Here is a 20,399-nt window from a genome sequence, read left to right as displayed (position 1 = left end):
CTTACCGCGCGATCGCGACGGACGCGTTGACCTGGACGACGGGTGTCTGGCCGTCGAACGGCGGCGCATGCAGGAAGCGGTCGATCACGCCGGCCTCGAACAGCAGGCAGTACGTCGATCCGCCGAACTGGAAGTAGCCGATTTCGTCGCCCTTGTCGACGCGTTGTCCCGGCACGACCTCGACCACGCACGACGACACGTCGCCCATCCCGACGAACACGGCCGCCACGGTGCCGATGCCGGGATCGTCGCAGGCGATCGCGACCACCGCGCGCGTGGCGACGGCCGTCGTGTAGCCCTGCGAATCGTTCAGGCCGGCCGGGTCCGGGCCTTCCGCTTCGGCGACCGAGTAGTAGGTGCCGTCGACGCGGTACGCATGCGTGACGACGCCGCGCACCGGCGCATGCCAGCGATGGTAGTTGTATGCGCTCAGGTAAGCCTGGTACACGTCGCCGCCGACGAAGCGCTCGGCGAGCGACAGCCGTGCGGGCGTGAAGAGGTCGCGCAGCGAATACGGCTGCGCCTTGATCCAGAACGTGTCGCGCAGCTTCACGTTGGTTTCGGTGTGATAGGGCGCGGCCTCGCACGCGCTGACGATCACGTGCGGATCGTCGGGCGCCGCGACCGGGCGCGCGCCGTCACGAAAGCGGCGTGTGAAGAAGTCGTTCCACGAATCGAAGCCCCAGTGCGGCTGGTCGTCGCGATACCGGAACTGCGACAGCCCGAGGCGCTTGCGCGCTTCGTCGCAGAACCAGCCGTCGGGCGCCGACGTGTCGAGATGCGCGCGCGAATGCGGGCCGCCGAGGAAATCGCACCAAACGTTCAGCACGCGCTTCAATTGTGCGTTGACGGCCGCGTCGCGAAACACCGCATGGCCCGACGGCATGCACATCGGCCAGTCGAAGAACGCGTTCAGCGGGCACACGATCAGGCTTTCCTCGCTGAACGGCGGTGTGTAGGTCATCAGATGATCGATCACGGTCATCAACTCGCCGATCGACGTGTAGCCGAGCCGGTGTCCCGATTCGATTGCTTCGTCGATCGCGCGGGTCAGGCTCATGCGCAGCACGGCGTCGTCGTCGAACAACCGCGCGAGTGCCTGCACGGCCGGCGTGCGCAGCCGGTCGCCCGCATGCGCGCGGGCGTCGGTCGCGATTTTCTCGCGGAACGCGACCATGTGGGCTTCTTCGCGCGCCATCCATTCGCCGAGCCGACGGCGCGTGGCGGGCGGTGGGTTGCGGTCGGTCGGCATCGTCACCTCCGGGCATCCATTCGGGACGACATGACGCAGCAAGATACTTGCCCGGTTGCGGCACCGAAGTTGCGGCGATCGTTCGGCCACTTTCTGATGACACGGGAGAGAAAAGATGAACGCGGCTTCGAATGCACGACAGGCGAACGACGCAGGCGCGACCGACACGCGCCGCAGGGATGGGCAACGCACCGTGACGCCGACGCGCACGCGGGCGCGTGCGACCACGGCGACGTCGCGCGACACGCGGCGGTCGACGCGCGGAGCGAGCGGGCCCGTGGCGGCGCGCGATGGCGACGGGAAGGGCAAGCCGTTATGGGAGGACGACAGCGGGGCGACGCCGCCGGAGGAGTGGTCGTGAGGGTGTCATCGCGTATCGGCGGCTGACGAAATCGCCTGTGGCTAACCGTCTCGGTTGAAATTCGGTGACGCGTCGCGAATCGATCATTTACAGCACATTTCGCACGACGTCGATTCCGGTAGTGCACGGTCGGCGCCTGCAGGGTGGGCGCCGGCTTCAATTGCCGGCACGCGCCGCCACGAACACGGCGACGGGCAACCCGTCCAGGCAGCGATCGAGCGCCAGCCTGCCTCCCGGCGCATCGACGGCGGCCCGCGGATTCAACGCGTCCGTCCACGGTCCGGCGCTGCCGCGCGGCAGCGCGACCGCCGTATCGCCCCACTGCGCGGGCTCCACGCGCGGCAACCCGGGCGCTTCACCGAGCAACCGGCATGCGAGCCGCGTCGCCACGACCACCACCGTAGCCGCATCGTCGCACCGCGCGAACGCCACCGCGTGGCGCGCGAGCCGGCCGTGCACCCGCAGCGGCACGTACGCGCCATCCGCAAACGTCGTCGGCCACCGCGCACGCAGTGCGAGCATCCGCTCGACCAGCGCACGCTTCACGCGCCCGTCGGGCCACGTCGACAGATACGACGCGACCGGCTCGTCGACCCGTTCGGCCGCCAGTGCAGCGAACGGCACGTCGCACCGGTTGTCCGGATCCACGAGCGAGTGATCCCAGGATTCGGTTCCCTGATACAGGTCCGGCACGCCGGGCGAGGCGATTCGCAGCGCCGTCTGTGCCAGGCTGTTGACGACACCGGCCGGCGCGATCCGCGCGACGAACGCATGCAGCCGGTGCACGAAATCGCCGGCACCGCGCGGCGTCAGGATCGCGCGGACGAATGCCGCGCAGTCCTGCTCGTAATCGATCGCGGGCGCCAGCCAGTCGGTATGCTGCTTCGCTTCGCGCAGGGCCTTCGTCTGCCACTGCATCACGCGCGCGGCGAGTGCGACGAGCCCGGCGGCATCGTCGGGCGCGAGCGTCGGCGGCCAGCAGCCGACGAGCGTCTGATACAGCATCGCCTCGGCGGCCGGCCCCGGCGCCCACGCGAGGTCACGATGCGCGCGGCCGCGGTGCGGCAGGTTCAGCGCCGACCAGTCGAGCGATACCGCGCGCCACGCGTCGGGCATCTCGCTGAGCACCGCGAGCCGCGCACGTGCGTCCTCGCCGCGCTTGTGGTCGTGCGTGGCCGTCGCGAGGAGCCCGTGCGGCACGGTGCGCGCGCGGTGCCGGTTCCGCGCATGGAACGCGCCGCGCGACAGGCTGAAGTCGCCGGCATCGGCGCCGACCTCGTTGCGCGACAGCAGCCGGCCATAGCGATAGTGGGCCGTATCCTCGACGCCTTTCGCGGCGAGCGGTGCGGTGAGCTGAGCGAATGCGATGCGCGCCACGACCAGCGCGTCGGGGGCCGCGCGCGGCACGCGCACGACCGGCAGGCCAAGCCAGGCGGCGACACGATCGAGCGCGAACCGGTCGGCCGGATCGATGGCCGCGCGCGCGCTTTCATAGGCCTGTGCAAGCACGCGACGGTCGGCATCGGCCGGCTCGTCGCGCGGTGCCGGATACATGCGGTACACGGGCAGCCGTACCGCGAGTTCGCCCAGCACGCGCTGAATCGCGATCCGGCTGACGTCCCGCGTGGCGGGCGACGCCCGTGCAATCGCATGCAGCAGTCGCGCCACGCGCGCATGCTCGACGGCGAGCTGGCGCATCAGCACGCGCCGCTTGCCGTCGAGCGCTTCCTGCGCGAACGTGCGCGACGACCCCGACACGGCGGCCCAGTGAGCGGCGAGCGGGGCGGCGCCGGCCGGATCGTGCAGCAGTGCGCCGACATCGTTCATGAAGTCGTAGCCGGTCGTTCCTTCGACGGCCCAGTCGGCCCGCAACGTCTCGCCGGGTGCGAGGATCTTCTCGACGACCACATACGGCTGCGCCCGGCCCTGCGCGGCGAGTCGTTCGTGCAGCCGCCGGCAGTACGCGCGCGGATCGGCGAGGCCGTCGACGTGATCGACCCGCACGCCGTCGACGAGCCCGGCCGCATGCAGGCGCAGCGGCAGCGCATGAACGGCGTCGAATACGGCGTCGTCGTCGACGCGCACACCCGCGAGCGTCGCGATGTCGAAGAAGCGCCGCCAGTTCAGTTCGTCGGCGGCCGTGCGCCACCACGCGAGCCGGTAGTGCTGGCGTTCGAGCAGCCGGTGCAGGCTGGTACGCGAACGCGCGATGCGCGGGTCGGCGCCGCGCAGCACGGCGTCGAGCGCGTGCGGGCCGTGCGCGGCCGCGTGATCGCGCAGCGCCGCGTGCGCGGCGGCCAGCCGCGCGCTGTCGCGTGGCGGCGCGGCATCGAAGCGCTCGGCGAGCGCGTTCAGGTCCGCGCGGTTCGCGATGCGCAGGATGTCCGCGTAGGTGGCGGCCGCCACCGGCAACCGCCGTCCGGGGCACGCGACGAAGAAGCGTCCGCTGGCCGGGTCGGCGCCGAGCGTGATGTCGCCGGCCGCTAGCGCGTCGGCATAGGGCTCGCCGAGACACGGCAGCAGCACCTTGCCGTCGAGTGCCGGGTCGGGCGGGTGCCAGTCGATATCGAAGTAGCGCGCGTACGGGCTCGCGGGGCCCCATTCGAGCAGGTCGTTCCACCAGCCGTTCGACGATCCGCCGACGCCCATGTGATTCGGCACGATGTCGACGATCACGCCGAGGCCGCGGGCACGCAGCGCGTCGACGAGCCGGACGAAGCCGGCTTCGCCGCCGAGTTCGGGATTGAGTACGTCGTAGTCGATGGTGTCGTAGCCGTGCCGCGAGCCCGGTTCGGCTGTCGCGACCGGCGACAGGTAAAGATGGCTCACGCCGAGCCGCGCGAAGTAGTCGGCATGCGCGGCTGCGTCGTCGAACGTGAAGCCCGCATGGAGCTGCAGGCGCAGCGTCGCGCGCGGCGTCATGTGCCGCGCTCCCGCGAACGGCGCGCGTGCGCGACGGCCGCGATGCGCTCGCGCACGTCGGCGTCGAACAGCATGTCGATCGTGCGCGGCAGCCGCTGCCGCCAGTTCGGATGGCCGCACGGCGGGCCCGGCAGGTTCGGCTGCGCGTCCAGCGCGAGCAGGTCCTCGAGCGGCACGATGGCGAGCGGCGACGCGCTGCGCGCGACGTACGCGAGGATCGCGCCGACCGGCGGCGCGTCGGTTGGCGGGGTGGCCTTGCCGGCCGGTGCGCAGCCCGCTTGCTGCAGCGCGCGCCATAACGCGGCGCGTTCGGTCGCGCGTTCTGCGTGCGCGGCGAGCAGGTCGGGGGGGCAGGCGGGCGGTTGCGCGGCGTCGGCGGCGTCAGGTCCGGGCACCGTGCGTTGCACGATCTCGTCGGAGTCGTGTGCGCTCGCATCGTCCGGCGCCGGTGCGGCGATGTCGCGCGCATCCGGTTCGTCGTGCCGCTGCGCGGCAGCGACCCGCCGCCACGCCAGATCGACACCGCGCCACCAGCCGGCGACGGTCGGCAGATCGTGCGTCGACGTCGTCGCGATGGCGTCGCGATCCCACGCGGACGGCGGCCGGAACGTGCCGTCCGCCTCGCGCTCGAACCACAGCGCGCGCATGCCCGCGATTCCCTGTGCGCCGAGCCGTTCGCGGAATCCGGCCGGCACGGTGCCGAGATCCTCGCCGATCGCGATCGCGCGATGGCGGGCCGCCTCGAGCGCGACGAGCCGCACGAGGTCGTCGAGCGGATAGCGCAGGTACGCGCCGTCGCGCGGCGCGCTGCCGTCCGGCACGATCCACATCCGCGCGAAACCGAGCACGTGATCGATGCGGATGCCGCCCGCATGCGCGAACGTGGCGCGCAACAGTTCGATGAACGGCACGAAACCGTCGGCGCGCAGCGCGGCGGGTGTCCAGGTCGTCACGCCCCATGCCTGGCCGGCCGCGTTGAACCGGTCCGGAGGCGCGCCGAGCGACACGCCGCGCAGCAGCGTCGCGCCATGCGCCCACGCGTCGCTGCCCGCGCGATCGGAGCCGACCGCGAGATCGGCGATCAGCCCGGTCGCCATGCCGGCGCCGCGCGCCGCGTGCTGCGCGTCGCCGAGCGCGCGCGACGCGCACCACTGCAGGAAGGCGTGGAATACGATCGTGTCGGCATGCGCGTGCGCGAACGCATCGACTTCGGCCGATCCCGGCGTACGCCACGGTGCCGGCCACTGCCGCCAGTCCGCACCGAGCCCGTGTTCGAGACAGAACGCCTGCAGCGCATCGAAGCGCGCGTGCGCGTCGAGCGCCGCACCGCCCGCCGCGCGAAACCGCTGGAACGCATCGCGCTCGGGCGTGGCGCCGGCATGCCACGCGTCGAAGCACGCGCGCAGGCGGCGCAGTTTCATCGGCAGCACATGTGGCCAGTCGATCAGCGGCGATTCGGGGGGCGCACCGAATGAGGGGGCCGCGGCCTGGGCGCCCGGCACCGCGTCGCAGTCGAGATACGCGACGTTGTGCCAGCGCCGCGACGACGGCGAATACGGGCTGTCGTGCGCGGGCAGCGCCGGATAGCCGGCGTGCGTCGGGCTGATGGCCACGGCTTGCGCGCCGTGCCGCGCTGCGTGGGCGGCCAGCCGTGCGAGCGCCGTATAGTCGCCGGCGCCGCCGTCGCCGGTGCGGCGCAGGCTGTAAAGCTGCGCCGCGATGCCCCAGCGGTTGTCCGCACCGGCCGCACGCGTGTCGAACGGGCGCGTGCGCGGCGGCGCGATCGTCAGCCCGATGCGCTGATCGCCGACGTCGAGCGCGTGATAACCGGGTATCGCGAGCGGCGGCAGCGCGCCGTGCGTGTCCACCCGCCCGTCGACGTGGCCGCTGGCTTCGAGCGTGATCCGGAAGCGCGCGCCCGGCGGCGCGATGGCAGCCGGCAGCGACAGCGGCAGGCCGGCGTCGCCGGTCACGATGCGCGGCGGTGCCGCGTTCTCGTCAGCGAGTGCCGCGGCACTGTCGGCGCGCTGAGCCGCCGTGCCGCACGGCCAGCCGAGCGCGTCGACGAGCGCGGCGAGCGCGTCGTCGTCCACCCGCCGCGCGACGCCGCCTGCGTCGATCCAGTCGGTTTCCAGGCCGGCCGCCTGCGCGAGTACCGCGATCGAGACGTCGGTCGTCATGATCGGCCCTGCCCGTTCGCGCGGTGGTGCCGCGCATCGTGGTTGACCGCACCGTCGCGCCACACGATGCACGCACGTGGCGGCAGCCGCAGGTCGGGCAGCCGGTCGCGGGCGCGCGGCGGCGTCTCGAACACGAGCTTGCCGACCGGCAATTCGGACAGCACGGCATCGTGCGAGCCGAGGTTCAGCGCGATCGTCAGCGTGCTACCGTCGCCGAGGCGCCAGCGCGCGACGAGCCCCTGCGGGTCGCCGCCGCCCGCGAGCCGCTCGACGCCGAGCGCATGCGTGCCCGGCAGCTGCGGCATCACGAGCGCCGCGCGCACGGCCAGTGCGCTGCGGTAGAAGCGCTGCCAGGCGGCCGCGTCGGCCCAGGTGTCGTCGGGCGGATGGTGCAGCGACGAGCGGACGAACGTCGCGATGTCGTTCGGATCGGGAATCAGGTCGCGATGCGCGGGATCGGCGAATGCGGGAAACGCCGCGAATTCGCGGCGCCGGCCTTCGCGCACGGCATCGGCCAGCAAGCCGCGATAGTCGGTGAAGAACTGGAACGGCTGCGTGCTGCCGTCTTCCTCGCCCATGAACAGCAGCGGGATCGACGGCGCGAGCAGCATCAGCGCGGTGGCGGCGCGTACCGCGTCGTCGTTCGCGAGTGCGCGCAGCCGTTCGCCGAACGCGCGGTTGCCGACCTGGTCGTGGTTCTGCAGGAACGTGACGAACGCGGTGGGCGGCAGGTGCGCACTCGGCTCGCCGCGCGCGGCGCCGTCGTGCAGCGGCGACGGTTCGCCCTGGTACGCGAATCCTTCGCCGAGCGTGCGGGCGAAATGGTGCAGCGGCGCGTCGGCGTACGCGCGGTAATAGCCGTCGCGCTCGCCCGTCAGCAGCACGTGTGCGCTGTTGTGGAAGTCGTCGTTCCACTGCGCGTCGAAGCCGCCGGGGCCGAGCAGGCTCGCCGCGTTGCGCTCGTTCTCGAGCACGAGGTGAATGTGGCGTGCGTCGCCCGCGTACGCGCGCACGCGGCGCGCGAGTTCGCGCAGCCACGCGTCGTCGTCGATCGCGTGCGCGGCGTCGATGCGCAGGCCGTCGAAGCGAAATTCGTCGAGCCAGTACAGCGCGTTGTCGATGAAGAACGCGCTCGTCTGCGCGCACGAGAAGTCGATCGCCGGCCCCCATGCCGTCTGCCGGTCCGTGCGGAAGAAGGCGGGCGCGTAGCGCGGCAGCAGGTTGCCTTCGGGGCCGAAATGGTTGTACACGACGTCGAGGAACACCTGCAGGCCGAGCCCGTGCGCGGTATCGACGAGCGCCTTCAGTTCCTCGGGCCGCCCGTACGAGGTGTCGGGCGCGAACGGCAGCACGCCGTCGTAACCCCAGTTGCGCGCGCCGGGAAACGCATTGACGGGCATCAGCTCGACCGCGGTCACGCCGAGCGCGGCGATCGACGGCAGCCGCCGCTCGACGCTCGCGTAGCCGCCGCAGGCGCCGACGTGCAGCTCGTACAGCACCGTCTCGTGCCACGGGCGGCCGCGCCATGCGTCGTGGCGCCAGCGATAGGCGGCCGGGTCGACGACCTGGCTCGGGCCGTCCACGCCGCCGGGCTGGAAGCGCGACGCGGGATCGGGCACGACGAGACCGCCGTCGAGCCGGTAGCGATACAGCGCGCCGGGGCCGCACGGCGCGACCGTCTCGAACCAGCCGTCGCCGACGGGTGTCATCGGGATCACGTGTTCGCTGTCGTCGTGCAGCTCGACCGCGGCCGCGCGGCTCGCGGGCGCCCACAGCCGGAAGCGGGTGTGGTCGGCATCGACGCAGGTGGCGCCGAACGACGCTTCGAAAGCCTGCGAGCCGGGTGGATGGTCGGAACGGGATGTCATGGCGGTCCTCACGAAGGCGGATCGGGTGGCACGGCCGCGACCGCGATCGCGGCTGCGTGCGCGGCGACGTCGAGACCGTCGGCCGGCCACGAGCGCGGGCCCGAGTCGGGCGTCGCGGTGTCGAGCAGGATCCGGTAATCGAGCACGGGCGCGGGCGGCATGAACGTGATGGTGTCGGTCGACGCATTCAGCATCACGAGCAAGGCCTCGGTGCGCCCGGTGCGGCCGGTGCCGACGCGCCGCATCGTCAGCGCGCGGCGTTCGCCGTCTTCCCACGCGGGCACGGTGAGCGCGTCGCCGCGTTCGTCGAACCATTCGATCTCGCGCATGCCTGGCGCGCCGTCGCGGTCGCCCGACGGATAGCGCGGCGCCGACATCACCGGATACATGCGCCGCAGTGCCGCGAGCCGCGACACGAAGCGCGTCATCGCCACGCCGTCGTCGCTGCGCGCCTGGTCCCAGTCGAGCCACGACAGTTCGTTATCCTGGCAATACGCGTTGTTGTTGCCCTGCTGCGTGCGGCCGAATTCGTCGCCGGCCACGAGCATCGGCGTGCCGAGCGCGGTAAACAGCGTCGCGAGCATCGAGCGCGCGACGCGCAGACGCACGTCGCGGATCTTCGCGTCGTCGGTCGGGCCTTCGGCGCCCCAGTTCGCGCTGCAGTTGTCGTCGCGGCCGTCGCGGTTGTCCTCGCCGTTCGCCTCGTTGTGCTTGCCCGCATACGACACGAGGTCGGCGAGCGTGAAGCCGTCGTGCGCGGTGATGAAATTGATCGATGCCCACGTGCGGCGCCGGCCGTGATTGAACAGGTCGGCCGAGCCCGACAGCCGCGCGGCCAGTTCCGGGCGCTGTCCGGCGTCACCGCGCCAGAAGCGCCGCACGGTGTCGCGAAACCGGTCGTTCCATTCGGCGAAGCCGGGCGGATGGCGGCCGAGCTGATAGCCGCCGGGGCCGAGATCCCACGGCTCGGTGATCAGCTTGCGCTGCGCCAGCACGGGGTCCTGCCGCAACGCATCGAAGAACCCCGCGCCGGGCTCGAAGCCGTGATCCTCGCGGCCGAGCGTCACGCCGAGATCGAAGCGGAAGCCGTCGATGTTGAACGCGGTCGCCCAGTAGCGCAGCGAGTCCATCACCATCTGCACGACGCGCGGATGCGACAGGTTCAGCGTGTTGCCGCAGCCGGTTTCGTCGACGTGGTAACGCGGATCGTCGGGCCGCAGCCGGTAATAGCTCGCGTTGTCGAGGCCGCGCCACGACAGCGTGGGCCCGAGCTGATTGCCTTCGCACGTGTGGTTGTAGACCACGTCGAGCACGACCTCGATGCCGGCCGCATGGAGCTGGCGGACGGCGATGCGCATTTCGTCGAGCCGCCGCGTCGTGAGATACGACGGCTCCGGCGCGAAGAACGCGGCCGTGTCGTAGCCCCAGTAGTTGCGCAGCCCGCGTTTCACCTGCTCGCGCTGTTGCAGGAACGCGTGGATCGGCAGCAGTTCGACCGTCGTCACGCCGATCGACAGCAGGTGATCGACGAACGCGGGGTGCGCGAGCGACGCGAACGTGCCGCGCTCCGGCACGCGCAACCCGGCGCGGCGCATCGACGCGCCGCGCACGTGGGTCTCGTAGATCACCGTGTTGCGCCACGGCACGTCCGGGCGGCGGTCGTTGCTCCAGTCGAACGCTTCGTCGACGACCACGGCTTTCGGCATCGCCGGCGCCGAATCGCGGCGGTCCATCGACAGGTCCGCGCGGTTCGAATGGACGCGATAGCCGAACAGCGCGTCCGACCAGCGGAACTGGCCGACCAGCTTGCGTGCATACGGGTCGAGCAGCAGCTTGGTCGGATTGAAGCGGTGGCCGTGCTGCGGCTGGTACGGGCCGTCCGCGCGAAACCCGTACACGGTGCCCGGATGCGCGTTGGGCAGGTAGCCGTGCCACACCTCGTCGGTGCATTCGGGCAGGTCCAGGCGCGCGAGTTCCTTGCGGCCGGTCGGATCGAACACGCACAGCTGGATGCGCTGCGCGTGCGCGGAAAACACCGCGAAGTTGGTCCCGAGGCCGTCCCAGGTCGCGCCGAGCGGATAGCAGCGGCCGGATTCGAGACGGGCGGGCAGGGCGGTCGGCATGGGGCGAATCTCCGTGTCGAGGGCGCAGGAAATCACGCGGGCGTCAGCCATAGCGTCGCGAGCGGCGGCAGGCGCAGCAGCGCCGACCACGCCTCGCCGTGCGCGGGCACGGCCTCGGCCCACACGGCGCCGTCGTTGCCGGCGTTGGTGCCGCCGTACGGCGCGGCATCGGTGTTCATCAGTTCGCGCCAGTGGCCGGGCGCGGGCAGCCCGAGGCGGTAGCCGGCGCGCGGCACGGGCGTGAAGTTGCAGACGGCCACGACCAGGTGCCCGGCGTCGTCGCGGCGCGCGAACGCGAACACGCTGTTGTCGCGGTCGTCGCCGATCAGCCAGGAGAACCCCGCCGCGTGGCAGTCGAGCGCATGCAGCGCCGGTTCCGCCGCATACGTGCGGTTCAGGTCGCGCACGAGCCGCTGCACGCCGCGATGGGCCGGTGCGTCGAGCAGGTCCCAGTGCGGCGTCGCATCGTGCGCGAATTCGGCCCATTGCGCGAATTCGCTGCCCATGAACAGCAGTTTCTTGCCGGGGTGCGCCCACATGAAGCCGAAGTACGCGCGCAGCGTCGCGAGCCGCTGCCACGCATCGCCCGGCATCTTCGCGACGAGCGAGCCCTTGCCGTGCACGACCTCGTCGTGCGAGAGCGGCAGCACGAAGCGCTCCGAGAACGCGTAGACGAGCCCGAACGTCATCCGGTCGTGGTGATAGCGGCGGTGGATCGGATCCTCGTGCAGGTACGCGAGCGTGTCGTGCATCCACCCCATGTTCCACTTGAAGTCGAAGCCGAGCCCGCCGTCGCCGGTCGGTGCGGTGACGCCCGGCCACGCGGTCGACTCCTCCGCGACGGTGACGACGCCGGCCGGCGCGGCCGCACCGTGCAGCGTGTCGTTCAGCAGGCGCAGGAACGCGACAGATTCGAGGTTTTCGCGGCCGCCGTGCACGTTCGGCACCCATTCGCCTTCCTTGCGCGAATAGTCGCGGTAGAGCATCGACGCGACCGCGTCGACGCGGATGCCGTCGACGTGATAGCGGCGCGCCCACGCGAGCGCCGACGCGACGAGGAACGCGCCGACCTCGGTGCGCCCGACGTTGAACACGCAGGTGTTCCAGTCGGGGTGCATCCCTTCGCGCGGATCGGCATGCTCGTACAGCGCGCTGCCGTCGAATTGCACGAGGCCGTGCGCATCGTTCGGGAAGTGCGCGGGCACCCAGTCGACGATCACGCCGATGCCGGCTGCATGCGCACGATCGACGAACCGCGCGAAACCGTCGACCGGGCCGAAGCGCGCGGACGGCGCGAACTGCGCGAGCGGCTGGTAGCCCCACGAGCCGCCGAACGGGTATTCGGCGATCGGCATGAACTCGACGTGCGTGAAACCCATCCCCTTCACGTACGGAATCAGCCGCTCGGCGAGCTCGTCCCACGTCGCGCTGCGGTTCATGTCCTCGGGCACGCGCTGCCACGACTCCGGATGCACTTCATAGATCGACCACGGCACGCGGTAGCGGTCGACGCGCGGCCGTGCATGCATCCAGCCGTCGTCGTGCCACGCGAAGGCGTCGAGCGCCGCGACGTCGGCGACCACCGACGCCGTGCGCGGCGGCGCCTCGGTCGCGCGTGCGCACGGATCAGCCTTGTGCGGCAGCACGCGCCCGTCGGCCGCGCGCAGCTCGTACTTGTAGCACTCGCCCGCGCCGATGCCCGGCACGAACAGCTCCCATACGCCGGATGGCCGCCGCAGCCGCATCGGATGGCGGCGGCCGTCCCACGCGTTGAAGTCGCCGACCACCGACACGCGCTGCGCGGTCGGCGCCCAGACCGCGAAACGCACGCCGTCGGCGCCGTCGATGCGCATGGGCGTCGCGCCGAGGCAGTCGAGCACGGCGCTCGGGTCGCCGGCCGAGAAGCGCGCGAGCGCCGCTTCGTCGAGCAGCGTGCCGAACGCGTACGCGTCGTCGATCACCTGCCGCGCGTCGGGCCAGTCGACCGCGAGCAGGTAATGCGGCACGCCGCCGTCGTGCGCGATCGTCCCGGCGAAGCAGCCGGCGCGATCGACGCATGCGAGCGCGCCGAGTTCGTCGCCGTCCGGCGACAGCGCACGCACGCGTTCGGCGCCCGGCAGCAGCGCGCGCACGACGAGCCGGTCGTCCTGCCTGTGCGGGCCGAGGCAGGCGAACGGATCGGGATGGCGGCCGGCGAGCAGCGCGTCGATATCGGCGCGTTCGAACAGCGTGTCGGTCATGGGGTTCCTCCGTCTTCGGGCAGGCCGCTGTCGCCGAGCAGGCGCTCGACCAGCGCCGCGAGCCCGCCGACCGGCACGCTCAGCCAGTCGGGCCGGTTCGCCGCTTCGTAGCACAGCTCGTACGACGCCTTGTCGATCAGGAACAGCGCGAGCAGGCGATCGGCATAGCGCGGATCGACGAAGCGCGCGGGTGCGAGGTCGGCGGCCGCGCGATAGCAGTCGACGAAGCGGTCGGCGGCGGCCTGCCCGAAGCGGTCGAACAGTGCGCGCTTGCGGCCGGCCGCCTGCGGCGGCGCCTTCTCGATCGCGAACTGCGCGGTCGCGCTGACGTACGACAGCGAGCGCAGCAGGCCGGCCACGTCGCGCAGCGGATGCGACTTCGCGCGGCGGTGCTCGAGCGGGCGCGCCGGTTCGCCCTCGAAGTCGATCAGCAGCGCGTCGCCCTGCACGTCGAGCACCTGGCCGAGATGGAAATCGCCGTGAATCCGCATGCATTGCGCGTCGAGCGTGCGCGGCACGAGTTCGCCGAGCGCCACTACGGCGGCGTCGCGCGACGCGAGCAGCGTGTCGGCCGCTGCGCGCATCGCGGGGTCGAGCGCATCGAGCCGCGTGTGCAGCACGTCGAGCGCGCGCTCGAACGACGCGATCGCGTCCGCGCACCAGCCGTCGACGTGGTCGGGCGTTGCCTGCTCCGGTGCGAATGCGGGATCGCCGGACGGCTGCGCGAGCGCGACGTGCAGCTGGCCGAGCCGCGTGCCGATGATGCCCGCGAACGCCGCATAGCCGAGCAGCGCGTCGGGTTCGTCGGCCGCGTCAGCCGCTTCGTCGTCGTCCGCGGCCGGCAGCGCGAGCTCGTCGACCGCCCGCCGCAGGAAGTCGAACGAGCGTGTCCACGCATCGCCCTGGTTGTCGACGTAGCGCTGCAGGATCGCGACCGTGTGGGGTGTGCCGTCCGGATCGACGTGCACGACTTCGCCGGCCAGCGTCGCGGTGTTCGCATAGCCGATGCGCGTCAGGTGCCGGCTCATTTCCGCTTCCGGATGAATGCCGTGCGCGACCTTGCGCACCAGCTTCAGCACGATCGCGTCGCCGATCACGAGCGAGCTGTTGCTCTGCTCGGCCGCGAGCCAGCGCACCTCCGCATCGTCGCCGGGATCGAGCGCGGCGAGCGCGTCTTCTGGCAGGAAGGTGAGCCGGCCGCCGTCGGCGGTCGGCACCGTCGCGCCGTCGCGCAGCTTGCGCAGCATCCCGCGCGCGAATGCCGGCAGCGCGAACGCGTCGGTCAGGTAGCCGACCGTGTGGCCGCGCCGCACGCGTGCGAGCGCGAGCTGCGCGAACAGCGGATGGGACGTCTCGCCACCCCACGCGGCCGCGAGCGGCACCACGTAGCGTTCGACGCCGCCGTCGCTCGCCGACACCCACGCCTCCGCGTACTGGAACGGCTCGTCCGGAATCGGCGTGACGACGTTCAGCCAAGCGTCGCCGATCGCGCGATCCTTCGACGCGAACCAGCGCCGCCGTGCGAGCCACGACGCGAGCGCATCGTGCGCGAGCGCGTGCAGCTGCGCGACGTCCGGCCGCGTATCGCCGCGCCGCATCACGAGCGTCACGTACTCGGGCAGCGGCTCCGCATGCGGCTGCCGCCACGACGGCTCGCGGCCATGCTCGGCGAGCACGAACCACAGGAACCCATAGGGCGGAAAGGTGAGGAGATACGGGAGCTGGCCGATCGGCGGAAACGGCGAATCGGACGTCATCTCGATCGGCACGCGGCCCGCGAATTCGGACAGGTCGAGCTCGACGGCCTGCGACGCGCGCGACAGGTTCGCGACGCACAGCACCGGCTCGTGGCCGTCGAGCTCGCGCAGGTACGCGAGCACCTTGCGGTTCTCCGGGCGCAGGAAACGGATCGTGCCGCGCCCGAACGCCTGCGACGCGCGGCGCGTCGCGAGGATGCGCCGCGTCCAGTTCAGCAGCGAATGCGGATCGCGCGTCTGCGCCTCGACGTTGATCGCGTCGTAGCCGTACAGCGAGCCCATCACCGGCGGCAGCACGAGCAGTTCGGGGTCGGCGCGCGAGAAGCCGCCGTTGCGGTCCGACGACCACTGCATCGGCGTGCGCACGCCGTCGCGATCGCCGAGGTGGATGTTGTCGCCCATTCCGAGCTCGTCGCCGTAGTAGATCACCGGCGTGCCGGGCATCGACAGCAGCAGCGAGTTGATCAGCTCGATACGGCGGCGGTCGCGCTCCATCAGCGGCGCGAGCCGGCGCCGGATGCCGAGGTTCAGCCGCGCGCGCCGGTCGCTCGCATAGGTCTGCCACAGCAGGTCGCGCTCCGAATCGGTGACCATCTCGAGCGTCAGCTCGTCGTGGTTGCGCAGGAACACGGCCCACTGGTTGCTCGGCGCGAGCGCCGGCGTCTGCCGCATGATGTCGAGGATCGGGAAGCGGTCCTCACTCGCGATCGACATGTAGATGCGCGGCATCAGCGGGAAGTGGAACGCCATGTGGCATTCGTCCTCGTTGCCGAAGTATTCCTGCACGTCTTCCGGCCACTGGTTCGCTTCCGCGAGCAGCATCCGGTTCGGGTACTCGGCGTCGATCGTCGCGCGGATCCGCTTCAGGATCGCGTGCGTCTCGGGCAGGTTCTCGTTGTTCGTGCCTTCGCGCTCGACGAGATACGGCACCGCGTCGAGCCGCAGCCCGTCGATGCCGAGGTCGAGCCAGAAGCGCATCACCTGGATCACTTCGCGCACCACGGCCGGATTGTCGAAGTTCAGGTCGGGCTGATGCGAGTAGAAGCGGTGCCAGTAATACTGGCCGGCCACCGGATCGTGAGTCCAGTTGGACGTCTCCGTATCGAGGAAGATGATTCGCGTACCCGCGTATTTCGTGTCGGTATCCGACCACACGTAGTAGTCGCGATGCGTGGAGCCCGGCTTCGCACGGCGCGCGCGCTGGAACCACGGATGCTGGTCCGACGTGTGGTTGATCACCAGCTCGGCGATCACGCGGATGCCGCGCGCATGCGCTTCGCGGATGAAGCGCCGCACGTCGGCGAGCGTGCCGTAGTCGGGATGCACGTCGCGGTAGTCGGCGATGTCGTAGCCGTCGTCGCGGCGCGGCGACGGGTAGAACGGCAGCAGCCAGATCGTGTCGACGCCGAGTTCGGCGATGTAGTCGAGTTTCGCGATCAAGCCGGGAAAATCGCCGATGCCGTCGTTGTTCGAGTCGTAGAACGACTTCACGTGCACCTGGTAGATGATCGCGTCCTTGTACCACAGCGGATCGTCCGCGCAGAGCGCGGGTTCGCGGCGGCGCGCGCGGCGCCGGCGCGGCGTGCCGGCCGGCGCGAGCGACGGAAACTGCGCGCGGCGCACGTCGTCGAGGGAATCTTCGCGTTTCATCATCCGTGGGCTCCCGAGGCGTGTCGGGCGTCGTCCGGTGCGGGCGCCGCCGCCCGCGCGGCGTCCGGCGACGGCATGAGCCGCCAGATTGCGTAAGGCCGCACGTGCGGATCGAGCGACACGTACTGGCGATGGCCGCGCCAGGTTTGCGCATGCGCGGCGTCCTGTTCGAGTGCGTCGAGCGGTTCGCCGTCGGCGAGCCCGAAGCCGCGCCACAGCGCCGCGTCGAGCGTGAAGTTCGCGGCCTGCGGATGCCACGGGTCGATGCTGATCGCGACGACCACCACGCTGTCGAACGCCGGCGTCGCCTTCATGAACACGAGCACCGAATCGTTGTCCGCGTCGACGAACGTGAGGCCGAGGTGCGTCTGCAGCGCCGCGTGATCGCGCCGCGCACGGTTCAGCCGCGCGACTTCGGCGCCGATATGCGCGGCCTTGCTCCAGTCGCGCGCGCGCAGCTCGTATTTCTCGGCGTTCGCATATTCCTCGCTGTCCGGCAGCGGCGCCGATTCGCCGAGTTCGAAACCCGAGTACAGGCCCCACGAGCCGGCCAGCGTCGCCGCGAGCGCCGCGCGGATCACGAACTGCGAGCGCGGCGCGTTCTGCAGGTGGCGCGGGTTGATGTCGGGCGTGTTGACGAAGAAGTTCGGCCGGAAGAACTCGCGCGCGGGGCCGGTCGTCAGCTCGGTCAGGTAGTCGATGAAGTCGCGCTTCGACTCGCGCCACGTGAAGTACGTGTACGACTGCGAGAAGCCGACCTTCGCGAGGCGATACATCATCCCCGGCCGCGTAAATGCTTCGGACAGGAACACGACGTCCGGATGCCGGCCGCGCACGTCGTCGATCATCCACGCCCAGAACGGCAGCGGCTTCGTGTGCGGGTTGTCGACGCGGAAAATCCGCACGCCCGCATCGACCCAGAACAGCACCGCGTCGCGCAGCGCGAGCCACAGGCCGGGCAGCGCGTCCGGCGCGTAGAAATCGGGGTTCACGATGTCCTGGTAGCGCTTCGGCGGATTCTCCGCGAAGCGCAGCGAGCCGTCGGGCCGCCACGCGAACCAGCCGGGATGCTCGGCGAGCCATGGATGGTCGGGCGAGCACTGGATCGCGAAATCGAGCGCGATCTCGAGCCCGTGGCTGCGTGCCGCATCGACGAGCGCGCGAAACGAGTCGAGCGTGCCGAGCTGCGGATGCACGGCCGTGTGGCCGCCGTCGGGCGAACCGATCGCATACGGGCTGCCGACATCGTCGGGGCCGGCGTTCAGGCTGTTGTTGCGTCCCTTGCGCGCGGCCGTGCCGATCGGGTGGATCGGCGGGAAGTACAGCACGTCGAAACCCATGTCGCGGATGCGCGGCAAATGCGCGATCACGTCGTCGAACGTGCCGTGCCGGTGCGGATCGTCGCTGGCCGAGCGCGGAAACATCTCGTACCAGCTCGAGAAGCGCGCCGCGCGGCGCTCGACGTCGACCGGGTAGGCCGTGTCGTCATGCGTGACGAACGGGCGGTAGCGCAGCGCCGCGAACGCGTCGGCGAGCGGCGGGGCGCCGAGCAGCGCGAGTCGCGCATCGGCCGGCGCATCCGTGAATTCGGCGACGAGGCGCGCCATCCGCGGGACCGCGCGCGGGTCGGCCGGCTCGGCGCGCTTGAGCGCGGCCGCGAGCAGCAACTGCGCCTCGCGCAGTTCGAGCGTCACGTCCTGGCCGGCTGCGTGCTTCTTCGTGACGTCGTCGACGAGCGACGTCCAGTCGTCGCGCCATGCGATCACGCGGAATTCATGCCGGCCGAGCCGGTCGAGCGTGACGCGCGCGTGCCAGCGGTCGTTCGGCTCGGCTTCGAACGGCACTTCGCGCCAGGTGTCTTCATCTTCCGCGCGCCACTGGAGCGCGGCCGCGAGGTGCGCATGGCCGTCCGTGAAGATCGACGCCCGCACGACGAGCGGTTCGCCGATCACGCGCTTGACCGCGAAGCGGCCGCCGTCGACCGACGGCTCGACGCGCTCGATCGCGATCCGGTCGGCCGCGAGCGCGGCGGACAGCGCGCCGCGCTCGCGCGACGCGTCGGGACGGGTCGTGACAGCGGGCGCACGCCACGCGTGCAGCAGCGCGTAGGCGCCGGGTTCGAGCGTAAATGGTGCGAGCGCGGCCGGCGGATGCGTTTGCGCACCGTCTTGCGTGACGACACGCGTGAAGCCGCCGGGCACGCCCGGCAGGATCGTTGCAGGGTCGACCGGCGCCGGCGCGTCGAGCGCGGGATTCAGCGCGATCAGCAGCGCGGCTTCGTCGTGTTCGAGCGACGGGCCCGTGCCGCGCAGCAGCACGGTCGCGGCCGCGCCCGGCGCGCTCAGTTGCGCGATCTCGCCGCGCGCCGCGGCGACGGGCGTCGCGCGGCGCCATGCGTTGGCATCGGCGAGCGCGCCCGACAGGTCGAAACGGCCGTGGTCGAACGCGGCGCGGTAGCGCCCGGCATCGGCGTCGCGCGCCATCAGCGGCACCGTGACGCCGCGCTCGAAGCCCATCGGTACGAGCCAGCCGGTGCCGACGGCCGCGGCCGTCCACAGCGCGCGGCGATACGCGCGGGCGACGGTGTCGTCCGAAGCATCGGGCCAGTCGTCGGCGAGGCGCGGGCCGTCCGGTGCATCGGGGAAGGCGATCGGCGAGCCGATGCGCCGCAGCAGCCGGTGTTCGTCCGCGAACCACGGCGCGTGCAGGTCCCACCAGCGCACCGACGAAAACACCGCGTCGAACCCGGCAGCCTCGAGCTGCGCGAGGGCGTCGCGTGCATGGCCGGGCACGCCCGCGAGCACCGCGACGTCGGGGCGCGCGCGGCGCAGCGCCGCCCGCCAGTCCGGCCACCAGCCGGCCGGCAGATGATGCGGCGCATCGATCAGGAAGCCGGCCGCGCCCGCATCGGCGAACGTGGCGAGGTGCGCGCACCACCATGCCGACAGCGCGTCGCGCGCCGCTTCGTCGCCGACGTTCGCGTGCGCGAGATCCAGCGCGTGCGCGGTGCCGCGCGGGTCGATCAGCGCGTCGTCGTGCGTGCGCTCGACGTACCAGTCCGGATGCTCGGCGCGCAGCGGGTTGTCGCGTGCGATGCGGTCGGGCACGACTTCGAGCAGCAGGCGCAGCCCGTGGCCGTGCGCGAGCTGCGCGAGCCGCGAGAAGGTTTCGAGTGCGCTCGCACGCGTCGCGAACGATTGGGCCGGCCGCCGGAAATCGGCCACGTGGCGCGGAAAGCCGGCGGCGCTCGCCGCCCAGAAGGCGCCGACGAGCACATGATCGAAGCCCATGCCCGCGATGTGCGCGAACGTCTGAGGCCACGCGTCGAGCGGCCCGACGAGGCGGGCGTCGCAGAAATAGAGGTGCGGAGCGAAGGTCGGCGTGGAGTCCATGGCGTGGCGCGGGCGGGTGGCGGCGATCGGTGATCCCGGTGCGCCGCAACGCGCGTGCCTGCCGCGTGGCGTTCGGTGCGGCAACGGTCGGAGTTGATTTCGGTGAATGGGGACTGTCGTTTTTACATGCTCATGGCAGCCGCGCGTACTCACATCCGCGGTATCGAGCGGATATCCGTGCTGTCGCCCGTGGCGCGCTCGTCGTCCGGCTCGGGCAGCGGTGCGCCGGGGTCGTAGCGCACCACGGCGCCGTGTTCGATCCGGTGCGAGAACGGCGGCGGCGCATCGACCGTGTCGCCGAAGCGTGCGCGCACGAACGCGCGCAGCAGCGCCTCGCGCGCGTCGCGACCGTGGGCGCCGCAGCTCGACGGGCCGTCGACGAAGGTCGCGTCGCATTCGACGTCGTTGCCGTGGCGGGTGATCCGCAGATCGTCGACACGGTCGAGCACCGTGCACGCGTCGGCCCACGACGTCGACGGCGCGAATGGCGCATCGACGTGCCGGAACGCGTCGCAGGCGGCCGTCACGACGACGGTCGGCTCGACGGCCGTGAAGCGCAGCGTGTCTTCGTCATCCGCGCACAGCGCGCGGGCGCACCAGTAATCGAGATCCTTTCCGTCGAGGGCGTCGGTTTGCATGATCGCTCCGCCGAAT

10 protein-coding genes are annotated in these 20,399 nt (G+C 71.4%); 1 reads left to right on the top strand and 9 read right to left on the bottom strand.

The window, feature by feature from the left end:
• Position 1: 1 nt before the first annotated feature.
• Complete coding sequence (locus AC5LXX_RS33835) at positions 2 to 1,252, bottom strand: phosphatidylserine decarboxylase family protein (RefSeq protein ID WP_493413568.1); 1,251 nt, start codon at positions 1,250 to 1,252, stop codon at positions 2 to 4.
• Between the two features lie 115 nt (positions 1,253 to 1,367).
• Here AC5LXX_RS33835 and AC5LXX_RS33830 point away from each other — a divergent pair, with 115 nt between their 5' ends.
• The gene (locus tag AC5LXX_RS33830) at positions 1,368 to 1,613 is read left to right on the top strand and encodes a hypothetical protein (protein WP_493413567.1); all 246 of its coding nucleotides are present in this window, start codon (positions 1,368 to 1,370) and stop codon (positions 1,611 to 1,613) included.
• 156 nt (positions 1,614 to 1,769) lie between these two features.
• Here AC5LXX_RS33830 and treY read toward each other — a convergent pair whose 3' ends face one another.
• The 8 genes from treY to AC5LXX_RS33790 all read right to left on the bottom strand — a co-directional run bounded on the left by treY (position 1,770) and on the right by AC5LXX_RS33790 (position 20,383).
• Positions 1,770 to 4,535, bottom strand: a complete 2,766-nt coding sequence (treY, locus tag AC5LXX_RS33825; protein WP_493413566.1) for a malto-oligosyltrehalose synthase — start codon at positions 4,533 to 4,535, stop codon at positions 1,770 to 1,772.
• Complete coding sequence (gene malQ / locus AC5LXX_RS33820; protein WP_493413565.1) at positions 4,532 to 6,715, bottom strand: 4-alpha-glucanotransferase; 2,184 nt, start codon at positions 6,713 to 6,715, stop codon at positions 4,532 to 4,534. Before malQ ends, treY begins: the two co-directional genes overlap by 4 nt.
• Positions 6,712 to 8,583, bottom strand: a complete 1,872-nt coding sequence (treZ, locus tag AC5LXX_RS33815; protein ID WP_493413564.1) for a malto-oligosyltrehalose trehalohydrolase — start codon at positions 8,581 to 8,583, stop codon at positions 6,712 to 6,714. The genes malQ and treZ overlap by 4 nt, the downstream gene beginning before the upstream one ends.
• Positions 8,584 to 8,591: 8 nt before the next feature.
• Positions 8,592 to 10,706, bottom strand: coding sequence for a glycogen debranching protein GlgX (glgX, locus tag AC5LXX_RS33810; RefSeq protein WP_493413563.1), 2,115 nt, complete (start codon positions 10,704 to 10,706; stop codon positions 8,592 to 8,594).
• Between the two features lie 32 nt (positions 10,707 to 10,738).
• Positions 10,739 to 12,946 carry a 1,4-alpha-glucan branching protein GlgB gene (glgB, locus tag AC5LXX_RS33805; protein WP_493413562.1) on the bottom strand — a complete coding sequence of 736 codons (2,208 nt, stop codon included), beginning with the start codon at positions 12,944 to 12,946 and terminating at the stop codon, positions 10,739 to 10,741.
• On the bottom strand, positions 12,943 to 16,353 hold the full coding sequence (gene treS / locus AC5LXX_RS33800) for a maltose alpha-D-glucosyltransferase (RefSeq protein ID WP_493414333.1): 3,411 nt from the start codon (positions 16,351 to 16,353) through the stop codon (positions 12,943 to 12,945). Before treS ends, glgB begins: the two co-directional genes overlap by 4 nt.
• On the bottom strand, positions 16,353 to 19,745 hold the full coding sequence (locus AC5LXX_RS33795; RefSeq protein WP_493413561.1) for a maltotransferase domain-containing protein: 3,393 nt from the start codon (positions 19,743 to 19,745) through the stop codon (positions 16,353 to 16,355). The genes treS and AC5LXX_RS33795 overlap by 1 nt, the downstream gene beginning before the upstream one ends.
• 149 nt (positions 19,746 to 19,894) lie before the next feature.
• Positions 19,895 to 20,383: a phage protein NinX family protein gene (locus AC5LXX_RS33790; RefSeq protein WP_493413560.1), complete on the bottom strand. Its 489-nt coding sequence runs from the start codon at positions 20,381 to 20,383 to the stop codon at positions 19,895 to 19,897.
• Between the last annotated feature and the right edge of the window lie 16 nt (positions 20,384 to 20,399).

The organism is Burkholderia torrens (assembly GCF_984668525.1).
This window is presented reverse-complemented; position numbering and strand designations above follow the sequence as displayed.

Excerpts from the sequence above, each read along its gene's own strand:
- AC5LXX_RS33835 (WP_493413568.1), bottom strand. The coding sequence starts at position 1,252 with ATGCCGACCGACCGCAACCCACCGCCCGCCACGCGCCGTCGGCTCGGC.
- AC5LXX_RS33830 (WP_493413567.1), top strand. The coding sequence starts at position 1,368 with ATGAACGCGGCTTCGAATGCACGACAGGCGAACGACGCAGGCGCGACC.
- treY (WP_493413566.1), bottom strand. The coding sequence starts at position 4,535 with ATGACGCCGCGCGCGACGCTGCGCCTGCAGCTCCATGCGGGCTTCACG.
- malQ (WP_493413565.1), bottom strand. The coding sequence starts at position 6,715 with ATGACGACCGACGTCTCGATCGCGGTACTCGCGCAGGCGGCCGGCCTG.
- treZ (WP_493413564.1), bottom strand. The coding sequence starts at position 8,583 with ATGACATCCCGTTCCGACCATCCACCCGGCTCGCAGGCTTTCGAAGCG.
- glgX (WP_493413563.1), bottom strand. The coding sequence starts at position 10,706 with ATGCCGACCGCCCTGCCCGCCCGTCTCGAATCCGGCCGCTGCTATCCG.
- glgB (WP_493413562.1), bottom strand. The coding sequence starts at position 12,946 with ATGACCGACACGCTGTTCGAACGCGCCGATATCGACGCGCTGCTCGCC.
- treS (WP_493414333.1), bottom strand. The coding sequence starts at position 16,353 with ATGAAACGCGAAGATTCCCTCGACGACGTGCGCCGCGCGCAGTTTCCG.
- AC5LXX_RS33795 (WP_493413561.1), bottom strand. The coding sequence starts at position 19,745 with ATGGACTCCACGCCGACCTTCGCTCCGCACCTCTATTTCTGCGACGCC.
- AC5LXX_RS33790 (WP_493413560.1), bottom strand. The coding sequence starts at position 20,383 with ATGCAAACCGACGCCCTCGACGGAAAGGATCTCGATTACTGGTGCGCC.